Genomic DNA, 16,057 nt, shown 5'->3' with positions numbered 1-16,057 from the left:
GGAGGTCCCGCACGCATCCGGGGCCTACGCCTCCCAGGCCCCCAGCAGCCGGACCATGGTGCGGTCGAAGACCGCGGCCATGTCGAGGCCGGCGCCCGGGACCGGGCCGCCGCCGAGGGCAGCCGCCAGCCGCGGGTACTCCCCGGTGGCCAGCCGGGAGCCGAGCCAGGCGGTCCGTACGCGTTGCTCCTCCGCCTCGCTCCAGGGCAGCGACCGGGCCCGCTCGGCGAGCGCCAGCTCGCCCGCCACGTAGGTCGCGACGGTGCCGTTGACGGCGGCGACGAGCTCCAGCTTCTCGCTGTCCGGCACATCGAGCGGAGCCAGGCAGTCCAGGCTGTACTCCAGGTAGCGCAGGGCGTTGGGGCCGAACCCGTAGACGGGGGTGAGCAGGCGCGGCAGCCACGGGTGGCGGTGCATCAGCGCCCGCGTCCCGCGGGCCAGCGCGAGCAGGTCGGCCCGCCAGTCGCCGGTCGGCGCGGGGAACTCGTACTCCCCGCTGACCGCGTCGACCATCAGCTCGTACAGGTCCTCCTTGCGCGGCACGTAGTTGTAGAGGGACATCGTCCCGGCGCCGATCCCGGCCGCCACGCGCCGCATGGAGACGGCATCGATCCCCTCCTCGTCGGCGATCCGCACCGCCTCGGACGCGATCGACTCGCGGCTGTGCGCGGGCCTGGGTCCGCGGCCGGCCCGCTGGGGGCGGGACCAGATCACTTCGGGTTCAGCGGGTCGCCCGCCGGCTGTCATGGCTCAGATCACCTCGTCGTCTCGCCACCATCTTAGTTACGTACGGCGTACGTAGTGCGGTACGGTGGCGCACATGACGACTACGTACGCTGTACTTAGTGAGGGTCTGCGAAAGAACTACGGGGAGATCCATGCCCTGCGCGGCCTCGACCTCGCCGTCCCCGAGGGCACGGTCTGCGGCCTGCTCGGCCCCAACGGCGCGGGCAAGACCACCGCCGTCCGGATCCTCACCACCCTCACCCCGCCCACCGGCGGCCGCGCCCTCGTCGCCGGCCACGACGTCACCCGGGATCCCGCGGCCGTCCGCCGCGCCATCGGCGTCACCGGCCAGTACGCCTCCGTCGACGGGGACCTGACCGGCCGTGAGAACCTCCGGCTCTTCGCCCGGCTCGCCGGACTGCGCGGCCCCGCCCGCCGGGCCCGCGCCGACGAGCTGCTGGAGCGCTTCGGGCTCGGCGAGGCCGCCGACCGGGTGGCCGGCACCTGGTCCGGCGGCATGCGCCGACGCCTGGACCTGGCCGCCGGACTGATCACCCGGCCCCGGGTGCTGTTCCTCGACGAGCCCACCACCGGACTGGACCCGGCGGCCCGCGAGCAGATCTGGACGGCGGTGCGCCGGCTCTCCGAGGAGGGCACGTCGGTGCTGCTCACCACCCAGTACCTGGAGGAGGCCGACCGGCTGGCCGACGAGATCGTGGTCGTCGACGGCGGCCGGGCCGCCGCCACCGGCACTCCGGCCCGCCTGAAGGCCCGGATCGGCGCCCGCGCCGAGGTCACCGTCGCGGAACGCGGGGCGGTCGCGCGCGCCGCCGCCGTACTCGACCGGCTCACCGGCGGCCTGCCCGTGCTCGACGAGGAGCGGCTGACGGTGGGCGTCACCGTCCTCGACGACACCCTCACCCTGCCGCGGATCATCCGGGAACTCGACACCGCCGGGGTCCCGGTCACGGACGCGAGCCTGCGCCCGCCCACCCTCGACGAGGTGTTCCTGCGCCTGACCGGGGCCCGCCCCGCCATCACCGGAACCGAACGGGACGCCGACACCGACGCCGACGCTGACACCGGCACCGGCACCGGCACCGGCACGACCACCGAAGCCGACCAGGAGTACGCCGCATGAGCACCCTGCTGTCCGATGGCGGAGCCGTCCTCACCCGCCAGCTCCAGAAGGCCCGGCACGCCCCGGCGCTGCTGATCCTCACCCAGACCATGCCGATCACGATGCTGCTGTTCTTCGGCTACGTCTTCGGCAGCGCCGTCGCCATGCCGGGCGCCGAGTACCGGGAGTTCCTGGTCCCCGGACTGCTGGCCGCCACCGCCGCGAACGGTCTGATGACCGGCCTGTTCACGGCCGCGCAGGACGCCCACCGGGGGGTGATGGACCGCTTCCGGACCCTCCCGATGAGCCGTACCGCCGTGCCTCTCGGGCAGACGGCCGCCGACCTGCTGACCACCGGCGTGGCGATGGTGCCGCTGATGCTGGTGGGGCTGGCGATGGGCTGGCGCATCGAGAACGGACTCCCCGGCGCACTCGGGGCCCTCGGCGTGCTGCTGCTGTTCCGCTTCGCCACCGCGTGGGTCGGCACGTACCTCGGCCTGTTGAGCAGGAACGAGGAGGCGGCCGGCCAACTCGGCGGCGCCACCTTCATCCTGCCGATGCTGTCCAGCGCGTACCTGCCCACCGAGGGGCTGCCCGGGTGGCTGCGGGCGGTCGCCGAGTGGAACCCGATCAGCGCCGTGGCCACCGCCGTGCGCACACTGTGCGGGAACGCCGGGGGCGGGGCCGCGGCGGGCGCAGCCTGGCCGACGGCGCATCCCGTGGCCGGGGCGCTGCTGTGGTCGGGGCTGCTGCTCGCGCTGTTCGTACCGCTGGCCACGCGCCGGATCTCCTGCGGCGACGCCCGGAGGTAGCCGATCGGGCCGGGCACCCCGGAACAGCCGGTCGGTGGCGGCGCCCCCACGGCGGACGGACGGACGGGTGCCGACGGGCCCGTGCGACACCCGGGATGCCCGCCCGCGCGGGACGGGGGCCCGTGGGCTCGAGCGGCGTCACGGCGCCGGCCTCGTGACAGATGCCCGTCCGACCAGGTAGGCAGGGGGCATGTCTACCGAACCGCTCCCCCTGGACGGCATCACCGTCGTCGCCGTCGAGCAGGCCGTCTCGGCTCCCTTCGCCACCCGCCAGCTCGCCGACCTCGGCGCCAGGGTGATCAAGGTCGAGCGCCCGGACGGCGGCGACTTCGCCCGTGCCTACGACACCGCCGCGCACGGCCTCGCCTCGCATTTCGTCTGGGCCAACCGCGGCAAGGAGTCGATCGCGCTCGACCTGAAGGACCCGCGCGGCCGGGAGGTCCTGCACGGGCTGCTCGCCGACGCCGACGTGTTCGTACAGAACCTCGCCCAGGGGGCCGCGGCTCGGCTCGGGCTCGACTCGGCGGCACTGTGCGCGCGTTACCCCCGGCTGGTCGCCGTGGACGTCTCCGGCTACGGCGCCGAGGGCCCGTACGCCCACAAGCGTGCCTACGACATGCTCGTGCAGTGCGAGGCGGGTCTGGTGTCGGTGACCGGCACCCCGGAGCAGCCGGTCAAGGCGGGGATCCCGGCGGCGGACATCGCGGCGGCCATGTACGCCTTCTCGGGGGTCCTGGCCGCACTGCTGCGCCGCGGGACCACCGGGCGCGGGGGCAGGGTGGAGGTGTCCATGCTGGACGCGCTCGCCGAGTGGATGGGCCACCCGCTGCACCACACGATGCACGGCGGGGAGCAGCCCGTGCGCACCGGCCTCGCGCACGCGGTGATCGCACCCTACGACGCCTACCCGACGGCCGACGGGGACCGGGTGCTGCTGTCGGTGCAGAACGACCGCGAGTGGCGGCGGCTCGCGCAACAGGTGCTGGAACGACCCGAGTTGGCCGAGGATCCGGCGTACGCGACGAACGCGGCGCGCACCGGCAACCGGGAGAAGACCGACGCGGTGGTGGCGGAGGCGCTGGGCCGGCTCGGCGCGGACGAGGCGATCGGGCGACTGGAGGCGGCGGGCATCGCCTGCGCGCGGCTGAACTCGGTGGCCCAGCTGGCCGGGCATCCGCAGCTCGCGGCCCGGGACCGCTGGCGGGAAGTGGCATCGCCGGTCGGCCCGCTGCGGGCCCTGCTGCCGCCGATCGGGCTGCCGGGCGGCGCGGCACCGCACATGGGTGCGGTGCCCGCGCTGGGCGAGCACACCGAGTCCCTGCTGCGCGCCCTGGGGATGGCGGACGCACAGATCTCGGAACTGCGCCGGGACGGTGTGATCGGGTAGGGCCGGGAAGCCGGAGGCCGAAGGGCCGACGGCTGCGATACGGGGACGGTTACGAGCGGCGGCTGCCGAAGAGCGTGCGACGCAGACGGCGCAGCGGCGCGAAGAGCGAGACGCGCGCGCTCCGGCTCCGCAGACGGTGCGTGTGGTCGCGGGAGGTGAGCTCGCGCATCAGCAGCGTCGCCTCGGCGGCCTCCCGGTGCGGGACGGCGGGACCGCCCAGCACAGCGAGGTGGCGGTCGAGGCGCGAGCTGGTCGCACTGCTGCCGCAGGTGATGGCAGGCACGCGAGGCGGCCTGCTGCGCATTGCTATCTGTTCCATGATCTCTCCCCACCCGTACGAGGGCACCCGGCCCGGGCAGGTTAACCCTATCGCCCCCGCGTCGCCCCCGGGTATCCCGGTGGTGTGAATTACCCCTGTGGCGACGGGGAGTTGACGATTACTCAACGGAGTCGCCGGTTACTCTCCGCACAGACATCACGCTACGAAAGGCCTCTGCGCCAGTCCCGTCACGACAGGGGTCACACGGCTCGCACTGCGCTAACTTGGAGTGATCGCCCGATAACACGGGGGCGCACGGGAACACACTCGGGGGCGCGCGTGAGTGAGCAATCGAACTCCGATCGTGTCATCTCCGGCCGCTACCGACTGCTCGAACCGATCGGCCGCGGCGGGATGGGCATCGTGTGGCGGGCCCGGGACGAGGTACTCGCCCGCGAGGTCGCCGTCAAGGAGGTACGGGCGCCGGCCGGACTGGAGCCCACCGAACTGGAGCGGCTGTACCGGCGGCTGGAGCGGGAGGCCTGGGCCGCCGCCAGGGTCTCGCACCGCGGGGTCGTCACCGTCTACGACGTGGCTTCCGAGGGCGGGCGGCCCTGGATCGTCATGGAGCTCGTGCGCGGGCTCTCGCTGGCGGACGTACTGGAGGCCGAGGGCCCGATGACCCCTCAGCGGGCCGCGCACATCGGAGAACAGGTGCTCGCAGCGCTGCGCTCGGCGCACGACTGCGGGGTACTGCACCGGGATGTGAAGCCGGCCAACGTACTGATCGCCAACGACGGCCGGGTGGTGCTCGGCGACTTCGGGATCGCGAGCCTGGAGGGGTCCTCGGCGATCACCATGACGGGCGAGGTGGTCGGTTCCCCCGAATTCCTGGCACCGGAGCGGGCGTTGGGTCGCGACCCGGGGCCCGCATCGGACCTGTGGGCGCTCGGGGTCATGCTCTACGCCGCGGTCGAGGGGGGCACGCCGTTCCACCGGGCCACGCCGCTGGACACCCTGCGGGCCGTGGTCGACGCGGAGTTGCCGCCGCCGCGCCGGGCCGGCGCGCTGGAGCCCGTACTGGAGGGACTGCTGCGCAAGGATCCGGCCGAGCGGCTGCCCGCGGCGGAGGCGGCCGGGATGTTGCGGGTGGTGGGTGCGGGAGGGACCGTACGGGCCTCCGGCGGACCGGTGTCGGGGCCGGACGGGCCGACGACCGTCGCGCACCACGGGCGGCGGGGGGCCGACGCGCCGCACGATCCGTCCGGGGCGCAGCCGACGCGGGTGGCGCGGCCCGCGCACGGGTCGCCGTACGGGACACCGCCGCCGGTGGCGCGCGAGGGGAACGCCGGGCTGGTGCTGACGGCCGGGATCGTGCTGATGCTGCTGGCCCTGGTCGCGGTGGGGTGGCTGCTGCTCAGGGACCATGGGAACGGCGGCGGGACGGGTGGCGGGAACGGGGCCCCGACGGGCTCGGCGACGACCGCCCGGACCGTCACCGCGACCCCTTCGACCGCTCCGACGGCCCCGGTGTCGGCGTCCGCCTCGGGCGCGGCGGGACAGCACGTCTCCGTGTACGTGGACGCCGTGCGCTCCTCCTACACGGGCAGTTGCCCGCCGCCCGCCGAGTCCGCACCCGCCTTCACCGCCACCGTCGAGGTGGAGCGCACCCCGGTCGTTCTGGAGTACCGGTGGGCCACGCGCAGCGGTCGGACCTCAGGGCCCGACTGGCAGTCCGTCACGTACGAGGACGGCGGGCCGAGGAGCCGGCGGGTGGAGCACGCGGAGCTGACGCACGAGCCGGACGGGGTCCTCGAGGACGCGGTCCGGCTGGAGGTGCGGGGGCCGGCGGAGGCGGCCACCCAGTGGGTGGCCACCTCCGTGACCTGCCGGAAGGAGACCCCGACGAGCGGGGCCCCCTCCCCCGGACCGAGTCCGTCACCGGCGTCGCCGACGGCGAGCGCTCCGGCGAGCCCCGCGACCGGTGAGCCGGATGGAACGGATGGAACCGATGGAACGGGTGGAGCGGGTGGAGCGGATGGAGCGGATGGAGCGGGTGGAGCGGATGGAACGGATAAGCCCGGCCCGGCGGGTCGGGCGGACCCGGCCGGGCAGGCCGGTCGGGCGGGTCCCGGGAGTCGGACGGATCAGGCGGCGTTCGTGAAGACCGGCAGGTAGCCGCCGGACTGTCCGGCGGCGGTCGGGTGGTACGACTCGCCGATGTTCAGCCAGTTGACGCTGTGCAGCCACGCGCTGCCGGAGCAGATCTCGTGACCCGTGAAGACACCGGCGACCGAGGCGAAGGTGAAGCCGTGGTTGGCGGCGCGTTTGGCGATGGCGGCGTTGAGATAGTCGGCGGCGCCGTTGATGGCGGCCCGCTCGCCCTCGGTGAGGCCGGTGGTGCAGGTGCCGTTCAGCTTGTAGAAGCGGGGATAGCCGAGGACGACGACGTGCGCGCCGGGCGAGCGGCTGTCGATGGCGTTGTAGACCTGGTCGAGCCGGCCGGGGAGGGTGGAGTCCACGTAGGCCTTGGCCTGGTTCACGCGGCTGACGCAGGTGGATTCGGACTGGAGCACACAGGTCGTCATGACGTCGGAGAATCCGGCGTCGTTGCCTCCGACGGTGATGCTGACCAGGTCGGTGCCGGAGTTGAGCGGGGCGAGCTGGCTGGCGAGGACATCACCCGTACGAGCGCCCGAGCAGGCGGTGAAGGAGAAGGTCTGGGGGGAATGGGCGGCGGCCCACAGGGCCGGGTAGGCGCGGGTGGTGCGCTTGCAGTTGCCGCTCCCGCTGTCGTAGTTGCCGGCGCCGACGCCGGAGGAGTACGAGTCGCCGAGGGCGACGTAGCCGAAGTCGGCCTGGGCGGCGGCCTGGCCGGCTCCGAACAGGGCGGCGCCCGCGGCGAGTAACAGGGAGGAGGACAGGGCTGCGAAGCGCGACAGTCTCATGCTCATGTGTGCGGCTCCTTGTGGGGGTTACTCCTGAGTCCGTGGTACAAGCAGCCGGGGTCCGCTGGAAGTGTCCATGCCAAGAATGTTCGGGGCAGAGTTGGGGCTCGAATCTTCACCGCGGATGCGTTTGAAGAGGGAACCCGGGCACCCGATCCGGCGAAACACGGGTGCACGAGGGCATCGCGTGCCGGATCATGGGCGCCATGTCAGCCAACCCGCATGACGCGCTGCCGATCCGGCTCAATGTCGACGACAGCGATTCGCCGTCGGATGTCGTCGACGCGCTGTTCCTCGGCCGGTTCGCGTCCGGTGAGCAGCCGTACTCGCACAGCGTGTCGATCGAGCGGGTCAAGGCCGAGGCCACCCTCCTGCCGCCGGAGGCCACGGTGTTGCGCTCGGCGCGCGACAGCGACCGCAGCGCCACCCTCGCCGAGGGCGAGGGCTGGACCATGCTCGTCTCGCGCTGGAGCCGGGGCGCGGACGTCACCGTGACGGCGGTCAGCGACGAACTCGCCGCCGGAGTGCTCGGCAAGGCCACGGAGGGCGTGCAGGACGAGCCCGAACCGCAGCCCGAGAACGTCACGATGGGCTTCTGGTACGTCTCCCCGCGCCGCGGCCCCTACCGGACGACCCGCCAGATCGCGGCCGGGACCTGGGCGGAGGTGCGGCCCAACTACACGGCGCCGGTGGCCGGGGCGATGGACCGGCTGATGAAGGTGACCCCGGACGACATCGCGGGGCGGCTGCTCCTGCTGCACGGGCCGCCGGGCACGGGCAAGACCTCCGCGCTGCGCACGCTGGCCCGGTCCTGGCGGGACTGGTGCCAGGTGGACTGCGTCCTGGACCCGGAACGGCTGTTCAACGACGTGGGCTACCTGATGGACATCGCGATCGGCGAGGACGAGGGCACGGCGAAGGGACGCTGGCGGCTGCTGCTGCTGGAGGACTGCGACGAGCTGATCCGCGGCGAGGCCCGCCACACGGCCGGGCAGGCGCTGTCCCGGCTGCTGAACCTGACGGACGGACTGCTGGGCCAGGGCCGCAACGTCCTGGTGGGAGTCACCACCAACGAGGACCTGGAACGGCTCCACCCGGCGGTGGTCCGCCCGGGGCGCTGCCTGGCCCGGATCGAGGTCGGCCGGCTGACCCACCGGGAGGCGGTGGACTGGCTGGGCACGGACGAGGGCGTCTCCCGCGAGGGCGCCAGCCTGGCGGAGCTCTTCGCCCTGCGCCGTGGCACGGGCCCGGCGGCGGTCCTGCCGCCGCAGCCGCACAGCTCGGAGGCCGGGCTGTACCTCTAGCCTCCGGCCCGGCCGCGCCTGACGGACCGGGCGCCGCCCGGACCCCGGGTGCTGCCCGGGCCCGCGCCTCGAATGCCGGCGAGGCTGACTTTCCGGCCCCACCGGCGTTCGAGGCGGGGGTCCGGGCGCGGGCCACCGGCAACCGGCTCGCGCGGGGCCGAAAGCGGGGGCTACTCGGCGGCGTACCGGGCCCGGAGGGCGTCCGTGGCCGCGGCGAGGGCTTCGGCCTGCGTCAGGCCGAGGCGGCGTACCCGGTCCGCGTACGCCTGTGCGGCAGACGCCGCCTCGCGGGACACCGCGTCCCCCGCGGCCGCGATGAAGGTCCCGTTCCGCCCCCGCGTCTCGATCACCGCGTCCGCCTCCAGCGCCCGGTACGCCTTCGCGACGGTGTTGGCGGCCAGCCCCAGCTCCTCCGCGAGGCCCCGTACCGTCGGCAGTTTGAAGCCCGCCGGCAGCTTTCCCGTCCGGGCCCGGTCGGCGATCTGCGCGCGCAGCTGTTCGTACGGGGCGGCCGACCCGGCCGAGCCGTCGATGGTGATCTTCAGGTTTGTCGAGGTCACGCGGGTGATTGTCCCCCATGACCGGTTAATTGGGAGGCGCCCGGCACGAAGCCGCCCGTAGCGTCTGCCGCATGACCGCATCGATCCGCGACTTCCGCCCCGGCGACCCCTCGGACGCGGAGTCCGTCGTACGGGTACTGCGCGCGACCCTGCCCTTCACGATCACCACCCCCGAGGGCGTGGCCTTCGAGCTGGCCTGCGCCCACCCCGCGAAGCACCACCGGCTCCTCGTCGCCGAGGGCCCGGACGGCCGCGTCATCGGCACCGCCCAGGTCGGCATCGCGTACGACAGCCCCGAGCCCGGCCAGTCGTACGTCAACGCCTACGTCGACCCCGCCCACCGCGGAATCGGCGCCGGCCGCCTCCTGCTCCGCACCGCCGAGGAGCACCTCGCGGCGCACGGCGCGGTGGACGTGTACGCCTGGGTCCTCGACGAGCCCGCCCACCGCGCCTTCGCCGAGCGGCACGGCTACCGCCCCAGCCGCTCGGCGCACTTCCTGCGCCTGGACCTGGCGGCGGCCACGCTGCCCGAGCTGCCGCGGGACGGGGACCTTCCGGCCGGGGTCGAACTGCGTCCCGCCTCCGCCTTCGCCGCCGATCCGCGGCCGCTCTTCGAGGCCGACGCCGAGACGACCTCCGACGAACCGGGCGATGTGGCAGCCTCGTTCGACGACTACGAGTACTGGCTCGCGCAGACCTGGCACAGCCCGTCCCTCGACAAGGAGCTGACCACCGTCGCCCTGGTCGACGGCCGGGTGGCCTCCTTCGCCGCGGCGCAGACGGACGGCGCCACCCGCTACGGCTCGGCGATGACCGGCACCCTGCGCGCCTTCCGCGGCCGGGGTCTGGCCAAGCTCGCGAAGACGGTCTCGCTGCACCGGGCCCGGGCGGCCGGGTACACGGAGGCGTTCACCGGCAACGACGCGGGCAACGGCCCGATGCTCGCCATCAACGAGTGGTTCGGCTACGAGATCTGCGCGACCGAGACGCGCTTCACGAAGAAGCTGAAGAAGCCGAAGAAGTCGAAGGAACGGGAGAACCTGTGACCGCGCAACTGACCGTCGTGCTGACCAAGGCCGGACGGACCAAGATCCGCTACCCGGCGGCGCAGGTCGCCGACGACGGCGACCGGATCTCCGTACGCGCGCCCTGGGCGGCGGAGGGCGTACGCGACTTCGGGTTCGTGCGCTTCGAGCCGGGCGACGTGTTCGTCGAGCACTTCTGGCGGACGCGCTGGTACGCGGTCAAGGAGGTGTGGACGGGCGACGGCGTCCTCAAGGGCTGGTACTGCGATGTGACGCGCCCGGCCCTGGTGCAGAGCGGGGAGATCCTCGTGGAGGACCTGGATCTCGACCTGTGGGTCTCGGCAGACGGGACCTCGGTGCTGCGGCTGGACGAGGACGAGTTCGCGGAGAGCGGGCTCACCACGAGCGACCCCGAGGCGGCCGCCCAGGCGGTCCGGGCCCTCGACGCGCTGGACGACCAGGCCCGGTCGGCGGGCGGCCTGACCGCTCTCCTGACATAGTGCGGGGCGCGCGGCGGCCCTCCCGTGGGGAGCCGGGAGGGCGCCGGGCCCGGGAATGGTCCGGGGCCACACCATACGCACGGGCCGTGGCGGGCCGATAGGCATATGACAGACGGAGATTCCGGATCGTCGTCCACCCGCTCCCGCGCCACGGCACCCGCCTCCGACGGCGTACCTTATTGCACGAGGTTTGCAAATACAGATTAAGTGCGAAAGGAGCCGTCGTGGGCTCTCCGGTGGTGCTCGGGATCGAGTCGTCGTGCGACGAGACGGGCGCGGGGCTGGTACGGGACGGGCGGCTCCTCGGACACGCCGTGGCGTCGAGCATGGACGAGCACGCCCGCTTCGGCGGCGTCGTGCCGGAGATCGCCGCGCGGGCTCACGTGCACTCCTTCACCCCCGTCGTACGGGAGGCCCTGGACCGGGCCGGGCTGCGGCCGGCGGACATCGGGGCGGTGGCCGTCACCACCGGCCCCGGACTCTCCGGCGCGCTCCAGGTGGGGCTGGCAGGGGCGAAGACCCTGGCGTTCTCGCTCGGCGTGCCGCTCTACGGAGTGCACCACCTGGCCGGGCACGTCGCCGCCGACACCCTGGAGCACGGACCGCTGCCCGACCCGTGCGTGGTGCTGATCGTCTCCGGCGGGCACACCTCGCTGCTGCTCGTGCGGGACCTGGCGCGCGACCCGATCGTGCACCTCGGGGACACGATCGACGACGCCGCCGGGGAATGCTTCGACAAGGTGGCCCGGGTCTTCGGGCTGCCGTACCCGGGCGGACCGGCCATCGACCGCACCGCCCGCGAGGGCGACCCGCGCGCCGTGCGGTTCCCCCGGCCGCTGACCGGGCCGCGCGACGCGCCCTACGACTTCTCCTTCTCCGGACTGAAGACCGCCGCCGCCCGATGGGCCGAGCAGCACCGGATCCGCGGCGAGGACCTGCCCCTCGCCGACGGCGCGGCCTCGCTCCAGGAGGCCGTGGCCGACGTCCTGACCCGCAAGGCGGTCGCCGCCTGCCGCGCCCACGGGGTGGGGACGCTGGTCGTGGTCGGCGGAGTGGCGGCCAACTCCCGCGTACGGGCGCTCGCCGAGGCCCGCTGCCGGTCCGCCGGAATCACCCTGCGGGTACCGCCCCTGAACCTGTGCACCGACAACGGTGCGATGATCGCCGCGGTCGGCGACCTGCTGGTCCGGGCCGGCGCCGAACCGGCCCCGCTCGACGTCTCGATCGACCCGTCCGCCCCACTGGAGTACGCGGCCCTGCACCCGGTCGCCCGCGCCGCCGCCCGGCTCGCTTCCTGAGGATCCGATCATGCCCGTCCACACCGCCGCACCGCTCGCCGGGACGATCTCCGCGCCCAACAGGGTCTGGTACGCCTCCTACGGCTCCAACATGCACATGGACCGCCTCGCCGCGTACCTCGCCGGCGGAACCCCGCCGGGTACGACCCGCACCTACCCGGGATGCCGGGACCACCGGGCGCCCGAGCGCTCGATCGCGGTCGAACTGCGGGGCTGCCTGTACTTCGCCACGGAGTCCCCGGTGTGGACGGGGGGCCGCGCGTTCTACGACCCCACGGCGTCCGGCCGGACGCGCGGCAGGGCGCACCTGGTGACGGTCGGCCAGATGTCCGACATCGCCGCTCAGGAGATGTACGAGCGGCCCGGGCGGGACCTGGACCTGACCGCGGTCCTGCGGGACGGCCGCGACGAGCTGGGCCCGGGACGGTACGAGACCCTGATCTGCCCGGGCACGATCGAGGGGGTCCCCATGCTGACGTTCACCGCGCCGTGGAACCTCCAGGACGTCGAGGTGCGCAGCCCGTCGGCCGCGTACCTGCGCTACCTGGCCGGCGGCCTCCTGGAGTCGGGCCCGTGGGAGGAGCAGGACATCGCCGAGTACCTCGCGGCCCGCCCCGGAGCCGCCGGCCACTGGACGGCGGCCCAGGTGAGGGAGCTGCTCACCACTGACGACAGCACCCGGTGACACCGGGGTGGGCGGGGCGGCTGCCGGGCCGGCGCCGCCCACCCCGGTGGTCACTCGGCCACGATCTCGTTCACGAGCCACGCGCCGAGTTCTTCGGTCATGGTGGTGTGGCCCTCGTTGCGGCCGGCGCAGTGGAAGGCGTCGAGCGCGCTGTCGCCCGCCGCGATCGGGTGGTACAGCGCCTTCGGGTCGTTGATGTCGCCGGACGCGACGGCGCTGATGCTGGGGATGAAGCAGGACGTGGTGATGACGTCCGGGTCGACTTCGTTGCCGAGAAGGCTCATGAGGAGGGCGGCGAGGCCGAAGCTGCCGGTGTCGCCGGCCGGGGACTGCATCGTGAACAGACCGCCGGGAGCGCCGTCGATGTCGGGCAGCCCGCTGGTGCGCACCATGGTCGCCTCGTCGCCCGCCGTCTGCAGCCTGGCGACGATCTGGTCACCCTGGGCCTGGATCTTCAGCCAGGTGTCCTGCAGCGTTTCACCGTTGCCCCGCACCGCGATCGCACCGGCCTCGGCGCCGTTTCCGGCGCCGGTCTTCACGCCGTTGGCGACACCGATCTTGCGGACGTTCCGCGGCCATCCCCCGAGGTCGTCGAGCTTCCGGAGGAACGCCAGCCGCTCCGGTGCCTGCTCCGGCTCGGCGTCGGCCTTGCCGATGTGCCACCGCGCCATCTCCTTCGCCGCGGGGCTGTTGAGCAGCCCGGAAAGCTGGCGCAGCACGGGACCCAGCGTGGGGACCTCTCCCCACCGGTCCGTCGCGTAGTGGGTGAAGGCCTGGAGGGAGACGGGGAACCACGCCCCCTGGTGAGGGGTGTCGTAGGAGAGGTACGTGGCGGTCTCGTGGTCCGGAAGGCCGGGGTCGTGCTCCATCCTGGCCAGTGCGTAGCGGGTGATGAGCCCGCCCATGCTGAAGCCGCCCACGGCCAGCTTCGCCCGGCCCACCCGCTCGGCGACGGCCCGGCGGATGCACTCGATCGCGGTCTCGGCGTTGGCCGTGATCGAGGCGGTCCGGTCGTGGTAGCCGAGGATGATCACATCGCGGCCGGTGGCGTGAAGTTCGCTGATGAAGCGGTACTGCCCGTTCTCTTCCAGCCCGTGCCAGAGCTGGTCCAGGTTGGTGGATCCGCCCGAGAAGCCGTCGGAGAGGATGACGGGCCGAATGAGCTGCCGGCGGTTCAGCGGGCTGTAGTACACCCAGGCCGTTCCGCCCTCCAGGGGCCACCTGTCGTGCGCGTCCGGCGCGGGAGGAAAGGAGGTACGGGCCTGCGGGGAGGCAGGCCCCCAGATGTCAACGACGGTGTTGGACATGCTCGGTCGGCTCCTTGCGTAGTCATGGAACCACCGCACGCACGCGCGGTGACCCGGGGCGAGCAGGGGCTCCTGAGGCCCAACAGCTCCCTGCCGCACGGCATCCTCACACCGCACCCTCGGCCGCTCCCCGCGCCTCTGACCAGGGAAACCATCCCTCCGAGTGATCATCTTCAGCATTCGGGCGAGACGCGTCACACCAAAATCGTTTCGCCACCGGGGAGTTGCCGGAGGGGCCGACCCGGACCGCGGCCCCGGACGCTCGCGAGCGTCGGTCGAAGGCGTCTAGGCCGTCTCTTTCGGATCTTGCCGGGCCCGCGACGCCCGGCACCGCACCTCGCCGCGTTGTCGGGCCCGCCCCGGTACGTCCAGTACAAGGGCGACCCTCCGCCTTGCGATGCTTCCCCTCGGCCCTGCGGGCCTGGGGAGACCCCATGCCGCCGGACGCCGCGGACTCGGCCGACAAGATCCGAAAGAGACGGCCTTAAGCCTGCACCCACTGCCGGCCGGCCGGCACGCTCGGCGTGCCGGACTCATGCCGGGGAGGCAGGCTGGGGGTATGTCGGACCAGACGGAGATCATCGTTCACCCGGTGTCACCGCAGGGTGGCCGCAAGGTCACGGTGCATGCGCTCGGCGTGGACGCGGACCTCGGACGTGCGCACACCCCCAGTGATGTTTCCGAGTTCCTGCGCCGCGCCGGTCTGGAGGACGTGGACCTGAGCGAGGACGGGCCGATCACGTGGGAAGGCGGCGGCCCCGAGGTGTGGAAGCGCCCCGAGGTCTGAACGTACTCCAGGGGTGCAAGGGTTCCATGAGGCCGCTTCCTGAGGCGGCTCTTGTCCCTGCCTTAAGGGGACCCTAAAGATCCGCTCCAGCGGGCCCGAGGGGGCAAAAGCCGTGGTCCGGGGGGCTAGCTTGGCCGGGCCAGGACAGGAAGGGCCCGTTGCGGCGCCGCCGGGGGGCGGCGCACCGCGGGGTCCGATTCCGCCGGCACGCCCCTGCCTTGCGCCCGAAGGAGATCACCCATGCCCGCACGCCGTCGTACCGCCGCCACCCTGACCCGTATCGCCTCCGCCGGTCTCGCCCCGCTCGCGCTGGCCGCGTACGCGGCGGCTCCCGCGGTCGCCCACGGTTCGATGACGGACCCGGTCAGCCGGGTGGCGGCGTGCTACGCCGAGGGGCCGGAGTCCCCGAAGTCGGCGGCGTGCAAGGCGGCGGTCGCATCCAGCGGGGCGCAGGCGTTCTACGACTGGAACGCGGTGAACATCGCCAACGCGGCCGGGAACCACCGCTCGCTGATCCCGAGCGGCCAGCTCTGCTCGGCCGGCAACGACAAGTACCGGGGCCTGGACCTGGCCCGTGCCGACTGGCCGGCCAGCCCGATGTCCGCCGGCGCGCACACCTTCCGCTACAAGGGCACGGCCCCGCACAAGGGTTCCTTCGAGCTGTACGTGACCAAGGACGGATACGACCCGGCGAAGCCGCTGAAGTGGTCCGACCTGGAGCCCGCCCCGTTCGCGAAGGCCACCGACCCCGGCATGCAGAACGGCGACTACGTCTTCTCCGGGACCGTGCCGAACAAGTCGGGCCGCCACCTCATCTACAGCATCTGGCAGCGCTCCGACAGCCCCGAGGCCTTCTACACCTGCTCGGACGTGGTCTTCGGCAAGGACAACGGCGGTGGTGCCGGTTCCGGTACCGGCACCGCTCCGACTGCCGAGCCCGGCACCGGGACGGGCACCGGGACGGGCACCGGGACGGGCACGAAGCCGACCGGCAAGCCGTCCGACAAGCCGATCGACAAGCCCTCGGCCCCCACCGACCAGCAGATCGCCGACGGCTCCGGCAAGTCCTCGGTGGAGCACAACGGCCACGGCGACAACGACCCCAAGACGAACGGCAAGGCGGATGCCGCCGCCCCGATCGCGGCCGGGTCATCGTCCTCGTCCTCGTCCTCGCCGTCCGCGGCCGCCAAGGAGAACCTCGCGGAGACGGGCGGAAACAGCGCCACCCCGACGATCGCGATCGCCGGGGCCGCCGCCCTGGCCGTCGGCGCGGCGGCGCTGTTCGGAGCCGCCCGCCGCCGCACCGCTCGTACCGCGACGGGCCGCCACGGTCGCTAGC

The 16,057-nt window shown here is 73.3% G+C and carries 16 protein-coding genes; 11 read left to right on the top strand and 5 right to left on the bottom strand.

Annotation, left to right across the window (positions count from 1 at the left end):
• Window positions 1–24 precede the first annotated feature (24 nt).
• Window positions 25–747: a TetR/AcrR family transcriptional regulator gene (locus tag OG373_RS30085; RefSeq protein ID WP_405441479.1), complete on the bottom strand. Its 723-nt coding sequence runs from the start codon at window positions 745–747 to the stop codon at window positions 25–27.
• 73 nt (window positions 748–820) lie between these two features.
• Here OG373_RS30085 and OG373_RS30080 point away from each other — a divergent pair, with 73 nt between their 5' ends.
• The 3 genes from OG373_RS30080 to OG373_RS30070 all read left to right on the top strand — a co-directional run bounded on the left by OG373_RS30080 (window position 821) and on the right by OG373_RS30070 (window position 4,045).
• A complete protein-coding gene (locus OG373_RS30080; RefSeq protein ID WP_405441477.1) occupies window positions 821–1,867 on the top strand; it encodes an ATP-binding cassette domain-containing protein in 1,047 nt (348 codons plus the stop codon).
• The gene (locus OG373_RS30075) at window positions 1,864–2,658 is read left to right on the top strand and encodes an ABC transporter permease (protein ID WP_405441476.1); all 795 of its coding nucleotides are present in this window, start codon (window positions 1,864–1,866) and stop codon (window positions 2,656–2,658) included. Before OG373_RS30080 ends, OG373_RS30075 begins: the two co-directional genes overlap by 4 nt.
• Before the next feature lie 190 nt (window positions 2,659–2,848).
• Complete coding sequence (locus OG373_RS30070) at window positions 2,849–4,045, top strand: CaiB/BaiF CoA transferase family protein (RefSeq protein ID WP_405441475.1); 1,197 nt, start codon at window positions 2,849–2,851, stop codon at window positions 4,043–4,045.
• 49 nt (window positions 4,046–4,094) lie between these two features.
• Here the strand turns inward: OG373_RS30070 and OG373_RS30065 are convergent, their stop codons facing one another.
• Window positions 4,095–4,364, bottom strand: a complete 270-nt coding sequence (locus OG373_RS30065; protein WP_172671376.1) for a hypothetical protein — start codon at window positions 4,362–4,364, stop codon at window positions 4,095–4,097.
• Window positions 4,365–4,643: 279 nt separating this feature from the next.
• On the opposite strand from OG373_RS30065, the gene OG373_RS30060 reads away from it, so the two are divergent.
• Window positions 4,644–6,482, top strand: a complete 1,839-nt coding sequence (locus OG373_RS30060; protein ID WP_405441473.1) for a serine/threonine-protein kinase — start codon at window positions 4,644–4,646, stop codon at window positions 6,480–6,482.
• Here OG373_RS30060 and OG373_RS30055 read toward each other — a convergent pair.
• Window positions 6,452–7,252, bottom strand: coding sequence for an SGNH/GDSL hydrolase family protein (locus OG373_RS30055; protein ID WP_405444258.1), 801 nt, complete (start codon window positions 7,250–7,252; stop codon window positions 6,452–6,454). The genes OG373_RS30060 and OG373_RS30055 overlap by 31 nt on opposite strands.
• A gap of 206 nt (window positions 7,253–7,458) precedes the next feature.
• Here OG373_RS30055 and OG373_RS30050 point away from each other — a divergent pair, with 206 nt between their 5' ends.
• Window positions 7,459–8,556: a DUF5925 domain-containing protein gene (locus OG373_RS30050; RefSeq protein WP_372453126.1), complete on the top strand. Its 1,098-nt coding sequence runs from the start codon at window positions 7,459–7,461 to the stop codon at window positions 8,554–8,556.
• Window positions 8,557–8,726: 170 nt separating this feature from the next.
• On the opposite strand, the gene OG373_RS30045 is transcribed toward OG373_RS30050, so the two are convergent.
• Window positions 8,727–9,116 carry a GntR family transcriptional regulator gene (locus tag OG373_RS30045; protein ID WP_397736005.1) on the bottom strand — a complete coding sequence of 130 codons (390 nt, stop codon included), beginning with the start codon at window positions 9,114–9,116 and terminating at the stop codon, window positions 8,727–8,729.
• A 71-nt stretch (window positions 9,117–9,187) separates the two neighbouring features.
• Between OG373_RS30045 and OG373_RS30040 the strand changes: the two genes are divergently transcribed.
• From OG373_RS30040 to OG373_RS30025, 4 genes are all read left to right on the top strand, one after another.
• Window positions 9,188–10,162 carry a GNAT family N-acetyltransferase gene (locus OG373_RS30040; protein ID WP_405441470.1) on the top strand — a complete coding sequence of 325 codons (975 nt, stop codon included), beginning with the start codon at window positions 9,188–9,190 and terminating at the stop codon, window positions 10,160–10,162.
• Window positions 10,159–10,641 carry a DUF402 domain-containing protein gene (locus OG373_RS30035; protein WP_397736001.1) on the top strand — a complete coding sequence of 161 codons (483 nt, stop codon included), beginning with the start codon at window positions 10,159–10,161 and terminating at the stop codon, window positions 10,639–10,641. The genes OG373_RS30040 and OG373_RS30035 overlap by 4 nt, the downstream gene beginning before the upstream one ends.
• Before the next feature lie 224 nt (window positions 10,642–10,865).
• A complete protein-coding gene (gene tsaD, locus OG373_RS30030) occupies window positions 10,866–11,939 on the top strand; it encodes a tRNA (adenosine(37)-N6)-threonylcarbamoyltransferase complex transferase subunit TsaD (RefSeq protein WP_405441467.1) in 1,074 nt (357 codons plus the stop codon).
• Window positions 11,940–11,949: 10 nt separating this feature from the next.
• On the top strand, window positions 11,950–12,624 hold the full coding sequence (locus OG373_RS30025) for a histone deacetylase (RefSeq protein WP_405441465.1): 675 nt from the start codon (window positions 11,950–11,952) through the stop codon (window positions 12,622–12,624).
• A 50-nt stretch (window positions 12,625–12,674) separates the two neighbouring features.
• On the opposite strand, the gene OG373_RS30020 is transcribed toward OG373_RS30025, so the two are convergent.
• Entirely contained in the window at window positions 12,675–13,931 is a 1,257-nt protein-coding gene (locus OG373_RS30020) for an esterase/lipase family protein (protein WP_405441463.1), read from the bottom strand.
• A gap of 559 nt (window positions 13,932–14,490) precedes the next feature.
• Here OG373_RS30020 and OG373_RS30015 point away from each other — a divergent pair.
• Both OG373_RS30015 and OG373_RS30010 read left to right on the top strand, forming a co-directional pair.
• The gene (locus tag OG373_RS30015; RefSeq protein WP_405441462.1) at window positions 14,491–14,718 is read left to right on the top strand and encodes a hypothetical protein; all 228 of its coding nucleotides are present in this window, start codon (window positions 14,491–14,493) and stop codon (window positions 14,716–14,718) included.
• Window positions 14,719–14,958: 240 nt separating this feature from the next.
• On the top strand, window positions 14,959–16,056 hold the full coding sequence (locus tag OG373_RS30010; RefSeq protein WP_405441461.1) for a lytic polysaccharide monooxygenase: 1,098 nt from the start codon (window positions 14,959–14,961) through the stop codon (window positions 16,054–16,056).
• Window position 16,057 lies beyond the last annotated feature (1 nt).

Source organism: Streptomyces avidinii, assembly GCF_045161815.1.
Taxonomy (GTDB): Bacteria; Actinomycetota; Actinomycetes; order Streptomycetales; family Streptomycetaceae; genus Streptomyces; species Streptomyces avidinii.
The sequence above is the reverse complement of the archived record's forward strand: the minus strand, read 5'-3'. Positions and strand labels throughout refer to the sequence as shown.

Bases quoted from the DNA above. Each gene is read 5' to 3' on its own strand.
- OG373_RS30010 (WP_405441461.1), top strand. From the start codon at position 14,959: ATGCCCGCACGCCGTCGTACCGCCGCCACCCTGACCCGTATCGCCTCC.
- OG373_RS30040 (WP_405441470.1), top strand. From the start codon at position 9,188: ATGACCGCATCGATCCGCGACTTCCGCCCCGGCGACCCCTCGGACGCG.
- OG373_RS30050 (WP_372453126.1), top strand. From the start codon at position 7,459: ATGTCAGCCAACCCGCATGACGCGCTGCCGATCCGGCTCAATGTCGAC.
- OG373_RS30055 (WP_405444258.1), bottom strand. From the start codon at position 7,252: ATGAGACTGTCGCGCTTCGCAGCCCTGTCCTCCTCCCTGTTACTCGCC.
- OG373_RS30070 (WP_405441475.1), top strand. From the start codon at position 2,849: ATGTCTACCGAACCGCTCCCCCTGGACGGCATCACCGTCGTCGCCGTC.
- OG373_RS30080 (WP_405441477.1), top strand. From the start codon at position 821: ATGACGACTACGTACGCTGTACTTAGTGAGGGTCTGCGAAAGAACTAC.
- OG373_RS30085 (WP_405441479.1), bottom strand. From the start codon at position 747: ATGACAGCCGGCGGGCGACCCGCTGAACCCGAAGTGATCTGGTCCCGC.
- OG373_RS30065 (WP_172671376.1), bottom strand. From the start codon at position 4,364: ATGGAACAGATAGCAATGCGCAGCAGGCCGCCTCGCGTGCCTGCCATC.
- OG373_RS30075 (WP_405441476.1), top strand. From the start codon at position 1,864: ATGAGCACCCTGCTGTCCGATGGCGGAGCCGTCCTCACCCGCCAGCTC.
- OG373_RS30020 (WP_405441463.1), bottom strand. From the start codon at position 13,931: ATGTCCAACACCGTCGTTGACATCTGGGGGCCTGCCTCCCCGCAGGCC.
- OG373_RS30015 (WP_405441462.1), top strand. From the start codon at position 14,491: ATGTCGGACCAGACGGAGATCATCGTTCACCCGGTGTCACCGCAGGGT.
- OG373_RS30025 (WP_405441465.1), top strand. From the start codon at position 11,950: ATGCCCGTCCACACCGCCGCACCGCTCGCCGGGACGATCTCCGCGCCC.